General features: G+C 53.9%; 16 protein-coding genes and 1 tRNA gene. 10 read left to right on the forward strand and 7 right to left on the reverse strand.

The genetic code is table 11. From position 1 onward, the window contains the following. Nucleotides 1-1,727: matrixin family metalloprotease (locus tag ACR0CA_RS17380; RefSeq protein WP_480900378.1), on the reverse strand; the 1,727-nt coding region annotated here is incomplete at its 3' end. Nucleotides 1,728-2,007: 280 nt separating this feature from the next. After that, entirely contained in the window at nucleotides 2,008-3,792 is a 1,785-nt protein-coding gene (locus ACR0CA_RS17385; protein ID WP_170770664.1) for an ABC transporter ATP-binding protein, read from the reverse strand. 504 nt (nucleotides 3,793-4,296) lie between these two features. On the opposite strand from ACR0CA_RS17385, the gene ACR0CA_RS17390 reads away from it, so the two are divergent. From ACR0CA_RS17390 to glf, 3 genes are read left to right on the forward strand one after another with little or no spacing between them, the layout of a single operon-like run. Further along, nucleotides 4,297-5,097: a glycosyltransferase family 25 protein gene (locus tag ACR0CA_RS17390; protein ID WP_170791597.1), complete on the forward strand. Its 801-nt coding sequence runs from the start codon at nucleotides 4,297-4,299 to the stop codon at nucleotides 5,095-5,097. Next, entirely contained in the window at nucleotides 5,094-5,984 is an 891-nt protein-coding gene (locus ACR0CA_RS17395; protein ID WP_170791596.1) for a hypothetical protein, read from the forward strand. Before ACR0CA_RS17390 ends, ACR0CA_RS17395 begins: the two co-directional genes overlap by 4 nt. Then, entirely contained in the window at nucleotides 5,985-7,142 is a 1,158-nt protein-coding gene (gene glf / locus ACR0CA_RS17400; protein WP_480877826.1) for a UDP-galactopyranose mutase, read from the forward strand. Nucleotides 7,143-7,185: 43 nt separating this feature from the next. Here glf and arsJ read toward each other — a convergent pair whose 3' ends face one another. The 3 genes from arsJ to ACR0CA_RS17415 are packed head-to-tail and all read right to left on the reverse strand — an operon-like array spanning nucleotide 7,186 to nucleotide 10,276. After that, nucleotides 7,186-8,451: an organoarsenical effux MFS transporter ArsJ gene (arsJ, locus tag ACR0CA_RS17405; RefSeq protein ID WP_480900382.1), complete on the reverse strand. Its 1,266-nt coding sequence runs from the start codon at nucleotides 8,449-8,451 to the stop codon at nucleotides 7,186-7,188. Beyond that, entirely contained in the window at nucleotides 8,448-9,446 is a 999-nt protein-coding gene (locus ACR0CA_RS17410) for an ArsJ-associated glyceraldehyde-3-phosphate dehydrogenase (RefSeq protein ID WP_480900385.1), read from the reverse strand. The genes arsJ and ACR0CA_RS17410 overlap by 4 nt, the downstream gene beginning before the upstream one ends. Then, on the reverse strand, nucleotides 9,443-10,276 hold the full coding sequence (locus tag ACR0CA_RS17415; protein WP_480900387.1) for an arsenate reductase/protein-tyrosine-phosphatase family protein: 834 nt from the start codon (nucleotides 10,274-10,276) through the stop codon (nucleotides 9,443-9,445). The genes ACR0CA_RS17410 and ACR0CA_RS17415 overlap by 4 nt, the downstream gene beginning before the upstream one ends. Before the next feature lie 143 nt (nucleotides 10,277-10,419). On the opposite strand from ACR0CA_RS17415, the gene ACR0CA_RS17420 reads away from it, so the two are divergent. Continuing rightward, nucleotides 10,420-10,495 (forward strand) — tRNA-Thr (locus tag ACR0CA_RS17420). Between the two features lie 438 nt (nucleotides 10,496-10,933). Here ACR0CA_RS17420 and ACR0CA_RS17425 read toward each other — a convergent pair. Next, nucleotides 10,934-11,137 carry a hypothetical protein gene (locus tag ACR0CA_RS17425; protein WP_058283652.1) on the reverse strand — a complete coding sequence of 68 codons (204 nt, stop codon included), beginning with the start codon at nucleotides 11,135-11,137 and terminating at the stop codon, nucleotides 10,934-10,936. Nucleotides 11,138-11,373: 236 nt separating this feature from the next. Then, on the reverse strand, nucleotides 11,374-12,129 hold the full coding sequence (locus ACR0CA_RS17430; RefSeq protein WP_480900472.1) for a helix-turn-helix transcriptional regulator: 756 nt from the start codon (nucleotides 12,127-12,129) through the stop codon (nucleotides 11,374-11,376). 165 nt (nucleotides 12,130-12,294) lie between these two features. Between ACR0CA_RS17430 and ACR0CA_RS17435 the strand changes: the two genes are divergently transcribed. The 6 genes from ACR0CA_RS17435 (at nucleotide 12,295) to ACR0CA_RS17460 (ending at nucleotide 18,403) form a co-directional block, all read left to right on the forward strand. Further along, nucleotides 12,295-13,395, forward strand: a complete 1,101-nt coding sequence (locus ACR0CA_RS17435) for an ABC transporter ATP-binding protein (protein WP_245218179.1) — start codon at nucleotides 12,295-12,297, stop codon at nucleotides 13,393-13,395. A 34-nt stretch (nucleotides 13,396-13,429) separates the two neighbouring features. Next, complete coding sequence (locus tag ACR0CA_RS17440) at nucleotides 13,430-14,593, forward strand: ABC transporter substrate-binding protein (RefSeq protein ID WP_093962198.1); 1,164 nt, start codon at nucleotides 13,430-13,432, stop codon at nucleotides 14,591-14,593. Between the two features lie 38 nt (nucleotides 14,594-14,631). Continuing rightward, nucleotides 14,632-15,483 carry an ABC transporter permease gene (locus ACR0CA_RS17445; protein WP_480900390.1) on the forward strand — a complete coding sequence of 284 codons (852 nt, stop codon included), beginning with the start codon at nucleotides 14,632-14,634 and terminating at the stop codon, nucleotides 15,481-15,483. A 7-nt stretch (nucleotides 15,484-15,490) separates the two neighbouring features. Continuing rightward, entirely contained in the window at nucleotides 15,491-16,312 is an 822-nt protein-coding gene (locus ACR0CA_RS17450; protein WP_480900392.1) for an ABC transporter permease, read from the forward strand. 18 nt (nucleotides 16,313-16,330) lie between these two features. Then, entirely contained in the window at nucleotides 16,331-17,089 is a 759-nt protein-coding gene (locus ACR0CA_RS17455; protein ID WP_170443914.1) for an SDR family NAD(P)-dependent oxidoreductase, read from the forward strand. A 342-nt stretch (nucleotides 17,090-17,431) separates the two neighbouring features. Further along, nucleotides 17,432-18,403 (forward strand): adenylate/guanylate cyclase domain-containing protein, encoded by a 972-nt coding sequence (locus ACR0CA_RS17460; protein ID WP_480900394.1) that lies wholly within the window; start codon nucleotides 17,432-17,434, stop codon nucleotides 18,401-18,403. Nucleotides 18,404-18,593: the final 190 nt, after the last annotated feature.

Consider the following 18,593-nt stretch of genomic DNA (forward strand, 5'->3'; position numbering starts at 1 on the left):
CTTGCGGTCGAAACCGCCAACGTGGTCGCACCATCAGATTCGATCGGAGTCGTCACATGGCCGATAGTGTCGTCATCGTTGAGGTCCACATTATAGAATGCTTCGACATCGACCACGTTGCCCACACTTTGACCCGAAACATAAACGCCCTGGTCATCCAGGATCCATTCAAAATACGCATTACCCTGATCGGTTTTCCACAGAAGACGATACCCGCCCGAGCCAGCAGCCTCAGCTTGAATCGCACTCCAACCGTCCAGCGTCTCATCACCGACAACAACGCTGTCCACAGTGATTGCAATTGGGGTATTTCCGCCGCCCAGAAGGTAAATACCATGAGACGCGTGTTGAAGAACCGTGCCTGTGTTCTCGATGTCTAGAATCTGTGTGGCCGATGAAATGCCAGCGTAATTATACGATTGCGATCCGTTCGAGAACTCGAAAAGCTCAACATCGCTGGACACTGTGAAAGAGGTCTGTGTCAGCACGTTGTAGAACGTATAGGTGCTGCCATTGTCTTGGAACAGGTAGGTATTCAACCCGCTAATAAAGCGAACGATGTCAAACCCCGTCCCGCCGGTGAATGAACCGTTATTGTCCTGCACAATGGCAGTGTCGTTTCCTTCACCACCGTCAACCGTATCCTGGCCGGTCCCGTTTGCGACATAGATGGTATCGTGGCCTGTACCGCCGTTGATCATGTTATTGTTGCTGCCGTCCGAGAGCGAGTAAATGATGTCGTTTCCACCATTTCCGTTCAAAGTGTTGACGGCAGCATTGCCAGTAATTGTATCGCTTCCTGATCCGCCAGACGCGTTTTCGATCACCACACCATAAGCGATAGTAAAACCGCCCTGTACGCCATCGACATAGGAAATAGCACCACCACCGAACGGACTATAGTCAAGTGTCGCAGGGCGCAGGTCGATTATGGCGGCGGCGCTACCAGTATGTCGAATTGTGTCTATTCCACCAGTGTCCCAAATGGCCTGGTATCCAACACCGGCGGTATTGAACGACGCCAGATCATAGGTATTGGCACCGGAATTATAGGTGGTATTTGCTCCGTACATGGCTTGAAGTGCTGCAATATCCAGCGCCCCAAGACCGGTCGATCCGCCATACGTCGCATTCACCGGCAATTGGCCGTTCACCTGAGTCCAGCCATCATTGTACGACATCACAGTGAAAACACCCTGATTCAGGTTGCCATCGCCGTACGAAAAGAAGGGCGAAGTCACACCATTCAGAACCGTTGTGCCCAACCCGGTGTCATGCGGGTGGCCTAGGCCCAAGGCGTGACCAAGTTCGTGCAACAAAGTGGTAAAAAAGAAACCACCCGGGTCGCCGTTCCCGCCCAACCCTGTGGTCCAGAAATCTGTATTGAACGCGCCTTCGGACGGAGAGTTAGACGGCGTATAGTGATATCCGAGAGTGCTCGATGAACCGAAAAAACTGCTCGAAGATGGGGCAATGATTTCGTAGATATCCGCTTCTAGCCAAGAAGATACTTCAACAAACTGTACATTTGCCACGGCTTCGATGGCCGCCAGCGCCGCGCGGAAATCTGCCTTGTGGGACTCTGTCCAGGATTGAGAATCCAGGTATTGATCAAAATTATATGTAATGACCGTCGTGGTATTGGGGTTCCCATCGCCGTAGGCAACGTCACCCTGAATAGCACTAAGAGGGGAAGCCGAACTGGGTCCGGGAATAAAAGTGGTCATATCAACAACCTCAAGAATATTTCAGGCCTGCGTTACCAGCGCTGTAATTTCACGCCAAAGTTGTCATTAACAAGGCAACACTCCCGCCATGGCGCAAAACAGCGTCGGGGGCAAATCACAATGCCAGCCCGCACAGACTCCGAACCAAAAGCGTTGTCTAGAGGACACGCGTTCGTGAGCATTCACGCATTTTGCGAGATTGACGTCAGGAATCGCGGGTTCGCTGGCGAGAAAACAGTAAGGGCATAAAGCTACATGTGCAAACAGCGGCAGTCGATATTCACTCAGCCACCTCTGGTTCAGCCGCGCTTTTCTTGAACTGCTGGTCAAACAGACGACGGAAGCTGCCGTTCTGTTTCATCAGCTCGTCCAGATTGCCTTGCTCAACAACGGCTCCATCCTGGACCACCATGATCTTGTCTGCTTCAAGGATCGTGGAAAGACGGTGCGCAATCACAACGACGGTCATATCTGCGGTCAGAGAATCCAAAGCTTGTTTTACGAGAGATTCGGATTCTGCGTCCAACGCGCTGGTGGCTTCGTCCAGCAACAGAATTTCCGCCTTTCGCAGGATCGCACGGGCGATGGCGATGCGCTGTTTCTGGCCTCCGGACAAAAACGTGCCGTTTTCTCCAACTTGCGTGTCATAGCCGTCGGACAGCTCCGTGATGAAGTCGTGGGCGTGTGCAGCCCGCGCCGCCGCAATCACCTCTTCGTCGGTGGCCTCTGGTGCGGAACATCGCAGGTTGTCCATCACCGAGGCCGAAAACAGGAACGTATCCTGCCCAACATAAGAAATCTTGCGCCGCAGAGACGCGTAGCTGGCATGGCGCAGGTCCTGGCCATCAATCTCCACCTGTCCTTCATCGGGGTCATAAAATCGCATGATCAGACCGAAAATCGTAGATTTTCCGCCACCGGATTGACCGACAAGCGCGGTGGTCTTGCCCGCCTGGAAAGTCAGGTTCATGTCCTCGATGACAGGTATCGTACCTTTGTAGCCAAACGTCACATTGCGCAGTGCAATCTCACCGGGGCCGTCCAGCAGATCATGGGCGTCGGGGCTCTCCTGCATCGTGTCTTCCTGGTCCAGCAAGCCAAACAGAAGACCGACACCAACCATGGCAGCTTCAATCTGAACCCGCATCTTGGAGAGGCGCTTAGCCGGCTCATAGGCCATCAACAGGGCCGTGATAAAGGACATCAACTGACCTGCAGTAGGCGGCTCGGACCCCGCGATACCCATCGTGCTGACGATCAGAACACCGGCAACTGCCAAACCGGCCAGAAACTCCATCAGCGGGCTGGCGATGGATTGAAGCCGGGCGATATCGTTTGCACGCTCCTCCACCTTGCGGATCGCGGTGTCCATCCGTGTAATCATGCGGTCTTCCAACGCAAAGACCTTGATTACTTTGATCCCCGCAGATGTCTCTTGCAGTACGCGAATGATCTCGGCCAGTGATTTGAACTCGGCCTGCATGATCGAACGTACGCTTTTCAACAAGCGGCGCACGCCATACAGCGCAACCGGTCCAACGAGGAAAAACATGATCGACAAGACGGGTTGCTGATAAACCATTACGATCACCAGACCCACGAGGGTCAAAGCATCACGCACAAACCCGGTGACCAGGATATCAATCAGTCTCCGCGCCGACTGAGCTCCATTTGTCGTCCTCATCAAAAGGTCCGAGGATTCATTGGCCGAAAAGAAAGACACCCCATGGCGCAGCAGCTTGCGATACACCCGGTCTTGCTGGGCGGCCACAATACGGTTGCCAGCCCGCGCCAGATAGATGGCCTGAACATAGGTAGCGAGCGCTTTGGCAAGAAAAAGACCCACAACGCCAAGCGCAATCAAAGAGGCATAGCTTCTCATTTCCGGGCTGGTCATGGCGTCCACGATGTATTCCATCATGAAAGCCGCCCCTGCGGTCGTAGCAGCAACTGCAATCATCGCAACGATTGCAACGGCATACAGTCTGCCCTGCGCAAAAAAGCTCTCGCTGATGAGACGACCCATATAGCCAGATCGCCATTCATCCCAGGCGCGCTTAATCATTGCATTCTCCAGATCGTGAAACCATGCGCTCGCCCAGATAACCCATATTCCGGTTTGCCAAAAGGGCAGATAATACACCGCGACAGACTAGCCCCGTCCGGGGGCGATCAAGTTCCGCGTCAAAATAGGTGGGGTCTATAGGCGAAACAAGTCTTACAAACTCTCGACAACCTGCCTAAAATTGCCTGACCGTACTCGGAAAGGGCAGCTACCAAGCAGCAAAATGCCCACAGCGCAGATATCGACGGCGGAAGTCTGCGCAATTGTATTTACCCAATTTTGGCGATGTTCAAACTGCGAAATTGTGTTACTCTTGAGCACGTTAATATACGCACTACCATATTCAAAGCGATGATCACGTTGCGCACGCATAAATTGTTTTCTGCATCGCGGTCAGCCAGACTGACCTTCTTGTCGCACCGGCAAATGCAAGCCGCCAATTGCGCTTGTACTAGCCAATTGAGATACGTAGTAACGCGGTAGAGCATTTTTGGAATCCATATTGTGTCGATCCGGACTTTCATTCTTAGTCTACCAAAAGATGTAGAGCGTCGGCGCTTCTGCGAGCGTGAGCTTACGCAACACGGGCTGCATCACGAATTTTGTGACGCGATATCTGGCGATCAGATGGCCGAGGCCGATCTGCGCTGCGTCTACGATGCCGATATGAACCGGATAAAGTTCAAGCGGCCTCTTAGTCGAGGAGAGGTCGCCTGCACATTGGGGCATCGAAAGATCTGGCAAATAATTGCCGAATCCGATCAGTGTGTCAGCTTGGTTCTTGAGGACGACGCCACCTTTATCGTTGACCCACAGCCTTTCCTGAACGCTCTCGAAGATTGCCCCGAGTGTTTTGAGGACGTGATGATCAAACTAGATGGCGTGCCGGGGAATAACCTTCAGGTTCTGACGTCATTTGCAGATCAACACCTTGTTTTATCAGACAGATTACCTCCAAGAACCACCGGCTATGTTCTGGGTCGCCGCGCTGCACAGCGTCTGTTGAAGCCCGAAGCGCCCATCTCGAGACCGATCGATATCGACTTGAAATTTTATTGGGAACATAACGTCCCCATTCTGACCCTGCGCAAGCAAATGATTACGGAACGGCAGAACAGCGAAAGCAATATTGATCCTTGTCGCCGCCGTGCCAAACCCGGCTCACCGTTGAATAGATTTGTCCGTAACCTGGTGTATCAGGCGAAATACACGCACGGACGGTTGAGTCACCCTCTGAACCCGGACATGATCGAAGGACTGGCCCCATTGATGCGGGCAGATAGTCAGGTTCAAAAGCACGCATGAAAAAAAACCTCGTGGTTGTCCGGGCGGGCAACAACTCGTTGCACCACAGATGGCAAGACTTGCCGTTAAAGCAGCGCGACTACGATTTGCTGGTCAGCTATTTCTCGGACGATGCTTTTGCGGCCTTCACCCCGCAGCCGGGCGTTGAGGCTGTTTTGATCAAGGGCGGCAAGTGGGATGGCTTATACAAGACGCTGTCCGACAGGGATCTGGACCACTATGACTTCATATGGTTGCCGGATGACGATCTGGACATCAGCGCGCAGGATGTGAACGCCCTGTTTCAAGCCATGCGCACTCATGGATTGCGCATCGCACAGCCATCACTGACACTCGACAGCTACTATTCGCATTTTGTTTTTAGCCGATGCCCCGGATTTGTGCTGCGCTATATCAACTATATCGAGATCATGGCCCCGTGCCTGCATCGGGATGTTTTGAAAAAGGCCCTGCCCCTGTTTCAAGGTACAATGAGCGGATACGGGCTGGACTACATCTGGTGTCGCTGGGCCGAGGCCGGAGCGTTCCGAACCGCCATTCTGGACGAAATCGCGATGCACCACACCCGTCCGGTAGGAAAGGCTCTAAAATCAGCCATGGCTGAAACCGGCAACCTGAGCTCCGAACAGGAAGAGGCCGTCCTGAAAGAGATGTTCGATCTGACCCGCCGCACCGTGCCCATCGTCTTTGCTGGGATCTTGCAGGGTGGGCAGCCGATCTCGGGGCGGGTGCAGCTTGGCTGGCGCATGTGCAAAAGCTGGATGTCCGTTCTGTCGGAGTTTCGCGACAGAGGATCAGCCCGATCAGGCATCCTCAAGATCGCGCGCCGGCAATTGTCCAAGCCGTTGGACATGACGACCATCACGTCAAAACAGAAAGGACCCTGAATGAGCACGCGGCATTTCCTGATGGTTGGGGCCGGGCTTTCGGGCGCGGTCATCGGCAGGTCGCTGGCAGAACGGGGTCATAAGATCACCATTGTGGACAGCCGCGATCATATCGGCGGCAATTGTCACACCCATCGCGACGCAGAAACAGGCGTTCTGGTTCATGTCTATGGCCCCCATATTTTCCACACCGATGACGAAGAGGTCTGGAATTACGTGAATCGCTTTGCGACATTCCGGCCATACAAGAACCGGGTGAAAACAACATCCCAAGGCCGGGTGTTCTCGCTGCCGGTCAATTTGCACACGATCAACCAGTACTTCGGCACCACCCTGCGCCCGGATGAGGCGCGCGCCTTTATCACCCAAGAACAGGCCGATACTTCGATCACCGACCCACAGAGCTTTGAGGAACAAGCGTTGCGCTATGTCGGTCGCGATCTCTATGAGGCGTTTTTTAGGGGCTACACAATCAAGCAATGGGGCTGCCACCCCTCTGAACTGCCTGCGTCAATCCTCAAACGTCTGCCGGTGCGGTTCAACTACGACGACAATTACTTTTTTCACAGATTTCAAGGAATGCCGGAGGAAGGGTATTCCGACATGATTGCCGGTATCCTCGATCACCCTGCAATCACGGTTCAGCTGGAAACAACATTCAATCGCGAAATGGGCGCCGCGTTTGACCACGTGTTCTATTCCGGCCCGCTGGATGGCTATTTCGACTATGAGCTTGGTCGGCTGGGCTATCGCACTTTGGATTTCGAGCGGTTCACCTATGAAGGCGACTATCAGGGCTGCGCGGTCATGAACTATGGCGACGAGGACGTGCCCTTCACCCGCATTACCGAGCACAAGCATTTTGCCCCGTGGGAAGACCATCAGGGATCGGTTTGCTACCGCGAATACTCGCGCGCAGCTGGCCCCGACGACATCCCGTATTACCCGATCCGGCAGGTGAAGGAAAAAGCCTTGTTGAAGGACTATGCGGATCTGGCCGAGGCGGCACAAAATGTCACCTTTGTGGGTCGACTCGGGACTTACCGCTATCTCGATATGGACGTCACCATTCGCGAGGCGCTGGATACAGCAAACGCCGCACAGGCCGCAGTTTCAAACGGGGAAATCCTGAAGCCGTTCTTTGTTTCGGTTCTGTAAGCGGCGCATCCATACAGTTTGAAACCAAGGGCGCATTTAGCGTTTAGGCATGCGCCTCTTGGCTTTCATCCGTCAGCTTGCCCGAGGTGATTGCCGCCAAAGCGACCATCACCGCTGCTGTTCCCAACACCAAAGGCAATCCACCGATCTGATAGGTCAGTCCGGACAGTACCGTGCCCAGCAACCGGCCTGTGGCGTTGGCCATGTAGTAGAAGCCAACATCCATCGTGACACGCTCGGATTTGGTGAAGGCGAGGATCAGGTAGGAATGCAGCGCCGAATTGACAGCAAACAGCGCCCCGAAGACCAACAAGCCCAAAACCAGTGTGATGGTCAGCCATGTTTGCGGTCCGCCCGAGATCAGAACCGCCACGGTCAGCGCCGACGGGACACAGAACAGGCCTGCGGCCCAGCTTCGGGCAGCGTTTATCAGGTCGCCCTCGGTCCTGTCTTGGGCGCGCAGGATTATGGGTGCGTTGGCCTGAATGACGCCATAGAGGATGATCCAGAACGCCATAAAGGTGCCGATCATGAAAAAGGCCGCGCGATTGCCCTCTTCCGTGCCATCGGACAAAACGGCGTAGAAATAGATTGGGATGCCGACCACAAACCACACGTCACGGGCACCAAACAAGAAGACCCGCGCGGCGGACAGCCAATTGACGTTGGCAGATTTTGAGAAAACCTCGGAGAACTTCGCGCCCTTGCGCCCTTTGGGCAGACCGGGAGGCATAAACCGGACAACCGCGAACAGGATCACCGCCAGAACGATCGCCATCACGATAATAGCCGCCTGAAAGCCCAGTGTAGCCAGCATGGCTGCACCAAGAAGGAAGCCCAGCCCTTTGACAGCGTTCTTTGATCCGGTGAGCAAGGCGACCCAGCGAAACAGCTCACCGCCCTCTGTCGGGGCCAACAGTTTCACTGCGGATTTCGAGGACATCTTGGCCAGATCCTTGGCCACTCCGCTTGCGCCTTGAACAATCATGACAAAGGCCACAGATGCGCCAATCGCCCAGTTAGGGTCTAGTTGCGTCAGCGCCAGCAGCGCCACCACCTGCAACCCAAGCCCGGCATAGAGTGTCGAGGTCAAACCAAACCGAGCCGCGATCCAGCCCGCCGCAAGGTTCGTCACCATCCCTGCGATTTCATAGAGAACAAACAGATAGGCCAACTGCACCGGCGAGAAGCCCAGCGTATGAAAGTGCAGCAGCACCAACATCCGCAGGGCTCCGTCGGTCAGCATAAAGGCCCAATAAGCCGCCGTGACCGCGATATAGGCCGACAGCCCCTCAGGCCGGTCGGTCACAGCGCGTTCCCCACCATCAGTGCCACGTCAACCAAACGGTGCGCATAGCCCATCTCGTTGTCATACCACGCATAGATTTTCACCTGCGTCCCGTTCACCACCATGGTCGAGGGCGCATCGACGATCGAGGAGCGTTCGTCATTGGTGTAGTCGGTGGATACCAGCGGCCGGGTCTCATAGCCCAGAATACCTTTCAGCTCGCCATCGGCGGCGGTTTTGAAGCAGGTGTTGACCTCTTCAACGGTTGTTTCGCGTTCAACCTCGAACACGCAATCGGTCAGCGAGGCGTTCAGCAGGGGCACCCGCACCGCGTGGCCGTTCAGGCGGCCTTTCAATTCGGGGTAAATCAGCGTGATCGCCGTGGCCGAGCCAGTCGTGGTCGGGATCAGCGAGTTCAATGCCGACCGCGCGCGCCGCAGGTCCTTGGCGGGGCGGTCCACGATGGTTTGCGTGTTTGTCACATCGTGGATCGTGGTCATCGAACCGTGGCGAATGCCCAGATTTTCATGGATGACCTTTACGACCGGAGCCAGACAATTGGTGGTGCAGGACGCCGCGGTCACGATGTGGTGGGCTGCGGGGTCATAAGTGCTTTCATTAACGCCCATCACGATATTGGCCGTGGGGCCGTCCTTGACCGGGGCCGAGACGACAACCTTCTTCACCCCTGCCTCGAAATACGGTGCCAGCTTAGCCTCGGTCTTGAACACGCCCGTACAGTCGATCACCACATCCACGCCATCCATAGGCAGGTCGGACAGGTCTTTGGTGCCAATGAACGGCAGGCGCGTGCCATTGATCGTCACGCTGTCGGCGTCATGGGTAAATTCCGCATCCCAGCGGCCATGAACAGTGTCAAATTCCAACAGGTGCGCATGCATCTCGGGGTCGCCAGCGCTATCATTGATCCAGGCGATCTTGGCGCCCTTCTCGAGCAGAGGTTTTAGGGCCAGTTTGCCCATCCGGCCAAGGCCGTTTACCGCGTAAGTCGTCATTGCATGTCCTCAATAGGTGTTCTGGCGATGTCATCCACGGCCGTTTGTAAAGCGATCCGATCCAGGCTTTCGACGGGTAGAGAGGTAAACGCCTCGATCCGTCGCTTCAGCGCGCCATAGGCGTTCTGGAAGGCCAGGCTTTTCTCGGCGTCCGTGCCCATGGCCTTGACCGGGTCAACCATGCCCCAATGGCCACTGATGGGTTGTCCTTCCCAGGCCGGACAATCCTCGTTCGCGGCCTGATTGCAGACGGTGAACACGAAATCCATCTCTGGCGCGCCATCGGCTGCAAATTCAGACATATGCTTGGACCGCAAAGCCGAAGTATCGTGCCCTTTGTCAGCCAGAACCTGCATCGCGAAGGGGTTCAATTCAGAGGTCGGCTTTGTGCCTGCAGAATAAACGTTGAACCGATCCCCACCCAAGCTGCGCAGGATGGATTCGGCAAAGATCGAACGGGCGGAGTTGCCCACACACAGAAAAAGGACGTTGTATTTCCGGTCCGGCATAGTCTTGGCTCCTTGGGTGGAGGGCATACAGATATCGGGCCGACCTTTGCAGCAATCTTTCAGCAGGAAGTCCAGCATGTGCTGCACATTCGTCATCTCGATCGAATAGAGCAGCGATGTCCCCAACCGCTCCTGCCGCACCAGTCCCGCGCGTTGCAGAGCATTCAGGTAGTTCGACAAGGTGCTGGGTTTAATATCCAGCTGCACTGCCAGTTCACCGGCAGGAACAGTGTCAGGAAAGCGTCGCATAAGCATGCGAAACACCATTAACCGCTGCGGATGGCCCAGGGTGGTCAACTGATCTGTCGCTTCAAATTCCATATTTCACGAAATAACGAAATAAGAGATGCGCAACAACCACTGTTCAACGCTGTTACAAAAAATTCACAGTAAGGGTTCTGCACCCAGAGCCTAAGAACTGGGCTTGCGCGCCTGACCCGGACGGTTTAAACGAGCCCTCGCTTGCCTCAATAGCTCAGCTGGTAGAGCAGGTCCTTCGTAAGGACAAGGTCGGGGGTTCGAGTCCCTCTTGAGGCACCAAAAATAGCTGTATTTTACCAATTTTTGAATACTTTTGCGATAAATTGATAAATATCCCCTGATTTGTCCCCCGATTTTTTGTTGATGACTGATGATCCCGGGTTGATTTCAATTCCATGCCCATCGCCCAATTCCTACTGTTAAGAATGGCCATACTATTAAGCACGTCCGCTTTGGCTCAGGAGCGGACCTTTGCCAAAACTGACTGAGCGTCTGCTAAGCGGACAAAGCGGTCTGTGGTTCTCCAATCAAATCGGCCGACCTTGGGTTTGCAGTACACGGTTGTGGAGAGTGAGAAGGATTAGTTGTCTTCACTTCCGGAAGTTTAGTGTCTCAATTGGCACCCTTATTGCATGCTGAGCAGGACGTTATGGCTCACGAGTGTCCAAATACCCTCCGGTTAAGCCCTTTTGAGTGTCAGATGGTATCGTCCCAAAATTAGGTTGTTGGTTGTTCGGGTGCGTCACCTAGAGCCAGCAGCAAAAGAATAGCCAAAAGGGGTGATCCAACCAGACCGATCAGGAACCAGATCAAACCGGATCGGTTGCGCCGCCCTGCCATCGTGATCGGCAGGATATAAAGCCAGATCACGACAACCAGCAAGATGAGCATAAAAATCAACTGGATAACTGGTGCGTCCATGAAATTTTGCCTTTCGTATCTTGACGCCATTTTTAAATCGGCTGATCCGGTTAGATAGACAATGGCCCGAAAGCGTTTTCGGGTATTAATTTAGCCCAACATGGGTCCCGGGCGTCCCAACCCTCTCCCTTTGGGTTCCTTGGCTATCAGACAGTGCCGTCCAAATGTTTGGTGCTTTCCGGGTCACAAGGTAGCAAGGTCGGCAAAACGGATAAAGTGGGTGTTCAAGGAACCTTTTAAAGCGCCTTTTCAATGAACTTTGAAAAAAGCTCACCCTGCGAGTTGATCCTAAGTTTCGCGTAAATGTTGCGTCTGTGGATGCGGACTGTGCCTGGAGAGATGCCGAGAATTGTGCCAACAGCTTCTGCCGAATGGCCCTTCAATGTGAACTCAACGACTTCTCGTTCTCGTGACGTCAGAACGCCATCGCCAAATGCCTGGAATGCTAGATCAACGCGACGACTAACGCCATTCGCTGCGGCGCCGCGGGCCATCGTTGGAAAGTCACTCCAATGTTTGCAACAGGCTGCCCGAACGAGCGGCCATAGAGCTTGCAAATGACGAATTTCCTTGGCGGAAAAAGGCTTCTCTGCTCGCATGAGCGAGACCACAACCATCCCAACGCCTGGGATATCGATAAAGTAGCCAATCTCCTCTGCTAACCCAGTCCTTTTGTAATAGCTGCGATAGTATTCGCCCTGATAGAACCTGTCCGGTGCGATATCGCGCATGCGGTACAGACCCGGTGTTATCGGTTTTGTCGCGGCCAAAAAAAATGGATCAAGTACGTAGGGCCCTGCTTGGTAATCCTCAACAAAAATACGCCGTTTGCTTTTGGGAAAATCGTCGTGAAGGTCTATAGGCGCTTCGGTTCCGACATGGCCAAACACCACCGTAAAATCGAATGGTGCGACCTGCCGCAAGCCATCTGCCAAAGCACATGGAAATTCTGGGGTTCCGATCTTCTCCACGACCCTGCCGGCCTCTTCCATCCAATCGTACACGCGCCGCTCCAGATTTTCGAAAAGCACCTCTATACCCCAATTGTGGTATATACAGTTATTCCGAGTTATTGTTACTTTTTCCTTGTTTGAGTGGTATGCCAACAAATGCCAAAAAATCAAGCAAAAGGAAAACGGCAGTATATGAGCTTTGACATGAGCGTCACCATGCAGACGATTGCGGAACTCCGAGGAGTGACCAAGACCTTCGGGAATGTGGTCGCCGCCAAAGACCTGAATCTTTCCATTGGGAAAGGAGAGTTCCTGTCGTTCTTAGGCCCATCTGGTTGCGGCAAAACCACTGCGCTTAGAATGTTGGCAGGTTTCGAGAAGCCAACCGAAGGTCAGGTGTTGCTCGATGGAGAAGTCGTCAACGACTTGGATGCGCACCATCGCCCAGTCAACATGGTGTTTCAGCACTATGCTCTTTTTCCTCACCTAAGCGTGTTCGACAACATCGCGTACGGCCTGCGCCAACAACGACCACGCGTAGACAAACAAACAATCGCGACAAAGGTTGAGCAAGCGCTGGAAACTGTCCGTCTTGGTGGGTTTGGCCCACGTCGCATCTGGGAGATGTCTGGTGGTCAGCAGCAACGCGTCGCTTTGGCGCGTGCGATCGTAAACGAGCCCAAGCTTTTGCTGCTTGATGAACCAATGGCTGCTCTGGATCGAAAGCTTCGAAAAGAAATGCAGTTTGAACTGCAGAACCTGCAACGACAACTGGGAATAACTTTTGTCCTCGTCACGCACGACCAAGAAGAAGCGCTTTCAATGTCCGACCGAATTTGTGTGATGGAAGGCGGCAGTATTGTGCAGGTTGGCAGCCCACGCGAACTCTATGACATGCCCCGCAGCCGCTACGTGGCTGGATTTGTAGGCACCTCAAATTTCTTTGATGCAACTGTGACTGACTCAGCAGCCGACCAAATCACTGTGCGTTTAGCGAGTGGCCAAAAGGTGCGCGGAACTCCGGAGATTCCAATAGATGCAGGGCAGGAAGTGTGCGTTAGTATCCGTCCTGAACAGATCACGCTGACCCGCGCGCTACCCACAGCTGAAATCGCTCTGCCAGTTACCATTCAAAATCGGATCTTCCTTGGGGAGCACACAGAATACCTTGCGCGCAACGAAGCACTGGGTGATTTCCACGTACTTGTGCCAAGGCAAGCGGAATTGAACGAGGGGACGTTCAATGCAGGAGAGCAGGCCTTTGTTTCATGGGGCGAAGGCGCACTGCTGATCCTGGAAAAATAACAAATCCCGCAATCCAACAACAGAGAGGTTCACAATGACCAAGGATAATGGGACTATTTCCAAGCAAAAGTTCATGGAAGAGCTTCGCCGGTACCAAAAGGGTTCGGTTACACGGCGACATTTCTTAGGCGTGACAGGTCTTGGGATGGCAACGGCCGTTCTGGGCACGGCCATTCCTGGGTTGCGTCCACGCCCGGCATTTGCTGCCGGGGACATTGGCGACCGAGTGATCCTCGCCACATGGCCGAACTACCATGACGAGATGAACTTCGAAGCCTTCACGGAAGCCACTGGCGCCCATGTTCAGGTCAATGTTTTTGGCTCGAACGAAGAGATGTTGGCAAAACTACAGGCTGGAGGGTCTGGCTGGGACGTTTTCGTTCCAACCAACTACACGATCACTACGTATGTGGGTGAAGATCTGATCATCCCGCTCGATACGTCCAAACTGCCAAACTACGACGCAGGTTCATTCGAACAGCGCTTTTCCGATGCCGGTTCTGTCGATGGCCAGCTTTACGCGGTGCCAAAAAACTGGGGCACGACTGGCTTTGCAGTGAACACCAGCAAGCTTGACGGCGCTCCGACTCCAACCACATGGAAAGAGTTCTGGGACCTTACTATGGAAGGTTACTCAGGCCGGACAATGGTGCATGATTACCAACTCACCACCATCGGTAATGCACTGAAATACTTCGGCTACTCCTTCAACTCGGTCGATGAGAAGGAACTGGCGGATGCCGAGAAATTGTTGCTGGATGCCAAACCGCATCTGTTTGCAATCTCGTCGGATTATCAGCCACCGATGCGTAACGGTGACGCCTGGATGACGATGTGCTGGACAGGTGACGGCAAGCAGATGAATGTCGACATGCCTGAAATCGCCTACGTTCTGGGAACTGAGGGCGGTGAACTCTGGTCCGACTACTACGCTATTCCTAAGGGCGCACCCCATATGGATGCCGCTTATGCCTTGATCGACTTCCTGCTGAACCCGGAAGTTAATGCGAAAGAAGTCCTCGCTCACGGCTATCCATCGGCTGATGCTCGCACCAATGCGTTGCTGCCGAAGGAACTACTGGAAGATCCGATCCTTTATCCGGCAGCTGACCTTCTGAATGCACTCGAGTTCGGCGCGGCGGCTACACTAACCGATCCAAACCGTGCCGAGTTGCTCGCCCGCTTCAAGTCGGCCTAAGCGGCAAGGCCGCCAATATCGGAAAAGACGAGGACAAAATGACCGAACGAGGCAGAAAAGCACTGTTGCTGGTTCCAGCAGGAATATGGCTTTTGGTAATGCTAGCCCTTCCTCTGCTGGTCGTCTTCGTCTTTTCCTTTGGCGAACGGGGTGCCGCCGGAGGCTACGTTCCAGCGTTCACGTTGGAACAATATGCCAACCTTCCTGCGCGATGGACGGCGTTTAAGAACACTTTGATCCTTGCACCTCTGGGGACTATCGCTGCGTTGGTAATTGCCTACCCGCTCGCCTACTTTCTTGCGGTGCGTTGTTCACCAAAGTGGAGAACTTCGCTGTTGATCCTAGTGATCGTGCCGTTCTGGACATCGATCCTGATCCGGTCATACGCTTGGATTTTCATCCTTGGGGGGCGTGGCTTGCCCGCTTTACTGGAGTCGATCGGCATCGATGATATCCGCCTGATAAATACGCCGTTCGCTGTGCTTGTCGGGATTGTCTATGGGTATCTACCTCTGATGGTTTTCCCGATTTTTGTAAGCTTAGACAAACTGGATAAACGCCTTCTGGAAGCATCGGCTGATCTCGGCTCTACCCCATGGCGTACGTTCCGTCAGGTGACACTTCCTTTGTCGGTACCTGGTATCGCAACTGGCTGCATGCTGGTCTTCATCTTGCTGATGGGCGAGTTTCTGATCCCAGCGATCTTGGGCGGCGGAAAGGTCTTTTTCGTCGGAAATGCGCTGGTGGACCTGTTCCTGCAGTCTCGGAACTGGGCGTACGGATCGGCGGTCGCAATGACTCTGGTTGTCGTAATGCTTGTCACTGTCTCAATTTACATGAAATTCATCGCGCGCCTGGGTGGCCAGCGCGAAGATGTCTCGCTGATGTGAGGGTCCGATGCGCTTATACGCGATTTGCGTCTACCTTTTTCTCTATATTCCAATCGGCATCATCGCGCTTTTCAGCTTTAATGCCGGACGACACGCAAGCCAGTTCATGGGGTTCTCGACCCAATGGTATGGTAAAGCGCTCAACAACCCATTTGTAATGGACGCGCTCGAGACCAGTCTGCTTGCGGCATTCATAACTGCTTGCCTCGCATCCACTCTCGGAACCATGGCGGCCATCGCTTTACAAGGGGTTAAGGGATGGCTCCGAACTTTGTTTGATGCGATGATTTATATTGCGATAATGATACCCGGTATCGTCATCGGCATCGCGACACTCATCGCCCTGGTCACCGTATTCGGCTGGCTAAACCCGCTTCTTGCAAGCCTATGGCCCGATGGAGCAAATCCCCCGCAACTTTCCATGGGGATGCCCACGCTTGTCGCCGCACACACCATGTTCACAATGGCGCTGGTCATAATCATCGTACGTGCAAGGCTATCGGGTATGGACCGCACGCTCATGGAAGCTTCGGCTGACCTCTTTGCGACGCCCTGGGGCACCTTTCGACAGGTGACCCTGCCGTTGATAGCACCGGCAATTTTGGCAGGCTTCCTGCTCAGCTTCACTTTCTCATTTGATGATTTCATCATCGCGTTCTTCGTAGCTGGCTCAGAAACAACCCTGCCAATCTACATATTCTCATCCATCCGGCGCGGCGTAACACCCGAGATCAATGCCATCGGCACTATGGTTATGGGCGCGTCGCTCTTGTTGCTCGTTGCAGCGCAGCTGCTTTTGCGCCGAGGCGCCTCAAAATCGAATAATTAAATAAAGGAGCCAAGTGACATGCGGCTTGCAGGTAAGGTCGCGCTCGTGACGGGCGCGGGATCAGGAATTGGTCGGGCGGGTTCAATGGCAATGGCACAAGAGGGTGCGCATGTTGTGGTAACCGATCGCGATGCAACACTTGCTGAAGCCACTGTGGCCGCGATCGTGGCGCAGGGAAATCAAGCATCTGCCATACAGCTTGATGTGACCGATGACGATGCCCTTACCAGAACCATAGACGAAGCAGTTAAAAACTTCGGTCGGCTTGACGTGTTGCACTCTCACGCTGGGTTGCAGATCGAAGGAACGCTGGAAGAAGTGGAACCAGATGGAATGGATGCTTCTTGGGCATTGAATGTCCGCGCTCACTTCATTGCCGCGCGTGCAGCCGTCCCCCATATGAAATCACAAGGTGGAGGCAGCGTGATCGTCACAGCCTCCAATTCTGGGGTTCAATATGACCGGGGTATGATCGCCTATGCGACTACAAAGCACGCTGCTGTTGCGATGGTCCGGCAGATGGCAGCCGACTACGCTGTCCATGCAATCCGTTTCAATGCCCTATGTCCAGGATTTGTAGACACCCCTTTCAATGCAGGCTTCGAAAAGCAGATGGGAGGCCGTGCCAAACTGGAAAGCTACATCGAGCAGGCGATCCCCATGAGTCGATGGGCGACAGTTGAAGAGATTGGCCATGGGATCGTCTATTTAGCTTCAGATGAATCCGCTTTTATGACGGGGCAAGCCCTGGTTATCGATGGCGGTGAATGCATTTAGTGGTGGGTTAGACCGCTCAAGAGAATGTCTATCGCCGCAATTCATTTTGGCGAGCACATTTCAGTCCGCTTTGGGCTCGATGCGGCCGTCCGCCTGAATATCGCGAGCGACCACTAAGCGAACAAAGCGGACGCTGGAAGCAGCGCCTTAAGTGCGGCGACCAGATGAAGCTTCAACAACTCTGCCTCTGTTCAGCGTGGTCTAAGGTGTGTTTGGAGTCTATACCGACCATTTTCTTCCTTGATTACATGCTTGCGTGTGGGCAGCATTAAGTCAGTAGGGCGGATTCCAGATCGACGAATTTACTTTGCGCTTGTTTCGCCTGTGTTGGGAGTATCAGTTGTGGTCAAGGCTTCACCTGAGATACTTGCTGTAACAGAACGCTGGTTTGAGGCGATCAGGACCCTCAATACGCATGTTTTGAAGGACTACCTCTCCGACTCGGTCGATCTGCGCTTCATTGGAACTGGCGAGAATGAGTTTTGGAAAGGCCAGGTTGTTCGCGATGGAGTCGGCGAATTCATCGGCGAAATGCCAGAGCCGGATGTGTGGGAAGTTCTCGAAGCCGAAGCCTTCGAGAACGGAGAGACGGGTTGGTCTGCTTTTCTGCACCGGGTTGGGTTTCCAGGGCTTAGAGATGATTACATCGTCCGCACGGTGCTGGTATTCGTCTTAGAGGGTGCGTCGTGGAAGATCATTAATCGTCACGCTTCTCTTCCCTACCCAAATATGGAATTTGTAGGCAGCGAACAGTTGGCCATTCAAACTCTTGTGAAAGCTGCGCTCGAAGAAGGTCCGGAATTGCTTCAAGCAGAAGGTTTGGCCTCGGTGCTGTTTACCGATGTCGAAGGCAGTACGATGCTCGCGGCGGCCATGGGAGATCAGGGTTGGTCGGCGTTGATAGATCAGCATTTTCAGATTGTTGAGAGTATTGTCGCAACACATCGGGGGCAATTCGTGAAGTCGCTAGGAGACGGGACATTGTCCAGTTTCCAATCCGCGACTGAAGCGCTTCTGGCGGCGATCAAAATACAGGAAGCCGTTGCTATGAGCGATGTGGAACCGCGCTTGGGCCTACGGGTTGGCGTTCATACTGGCGACGTTGTTTTGGCGCGTGGCGACTTCTTCGGAACCGTAGTCAACAAAGCGGCTCGCATAACTTCGTCGGCCAATCCGGGTGAAATTCTTGTGTCAGATGTGACGAGAGCCATCGTTGGAGGAAATCACGAGTTCGAATTTGCGACCGCACGATCTTTGGTCCTCAAAGGACTTCCAGATGATCACACAGTTTACCGTTTGCAATGGAAGCGATAGCTGCTCGCTGTGTATGACTTCGAAGACCAGCCCCGTCCCCTAGGGGATTATTCAATCAAATTGCCCTTTTCGCGGAATGCCCTTGCAGAGTGAACACACCCACTCCGCAGTTCCATCAATTGGCCTGCCCTTGCTCTTTAAATCACGGTGGGAAACTACCTGCTGATCGCGGCAAAATGGACAGGTGGCA

It is taken from the genome of Ruegeria sp. F12 (genome assembly GCF_056533885.1).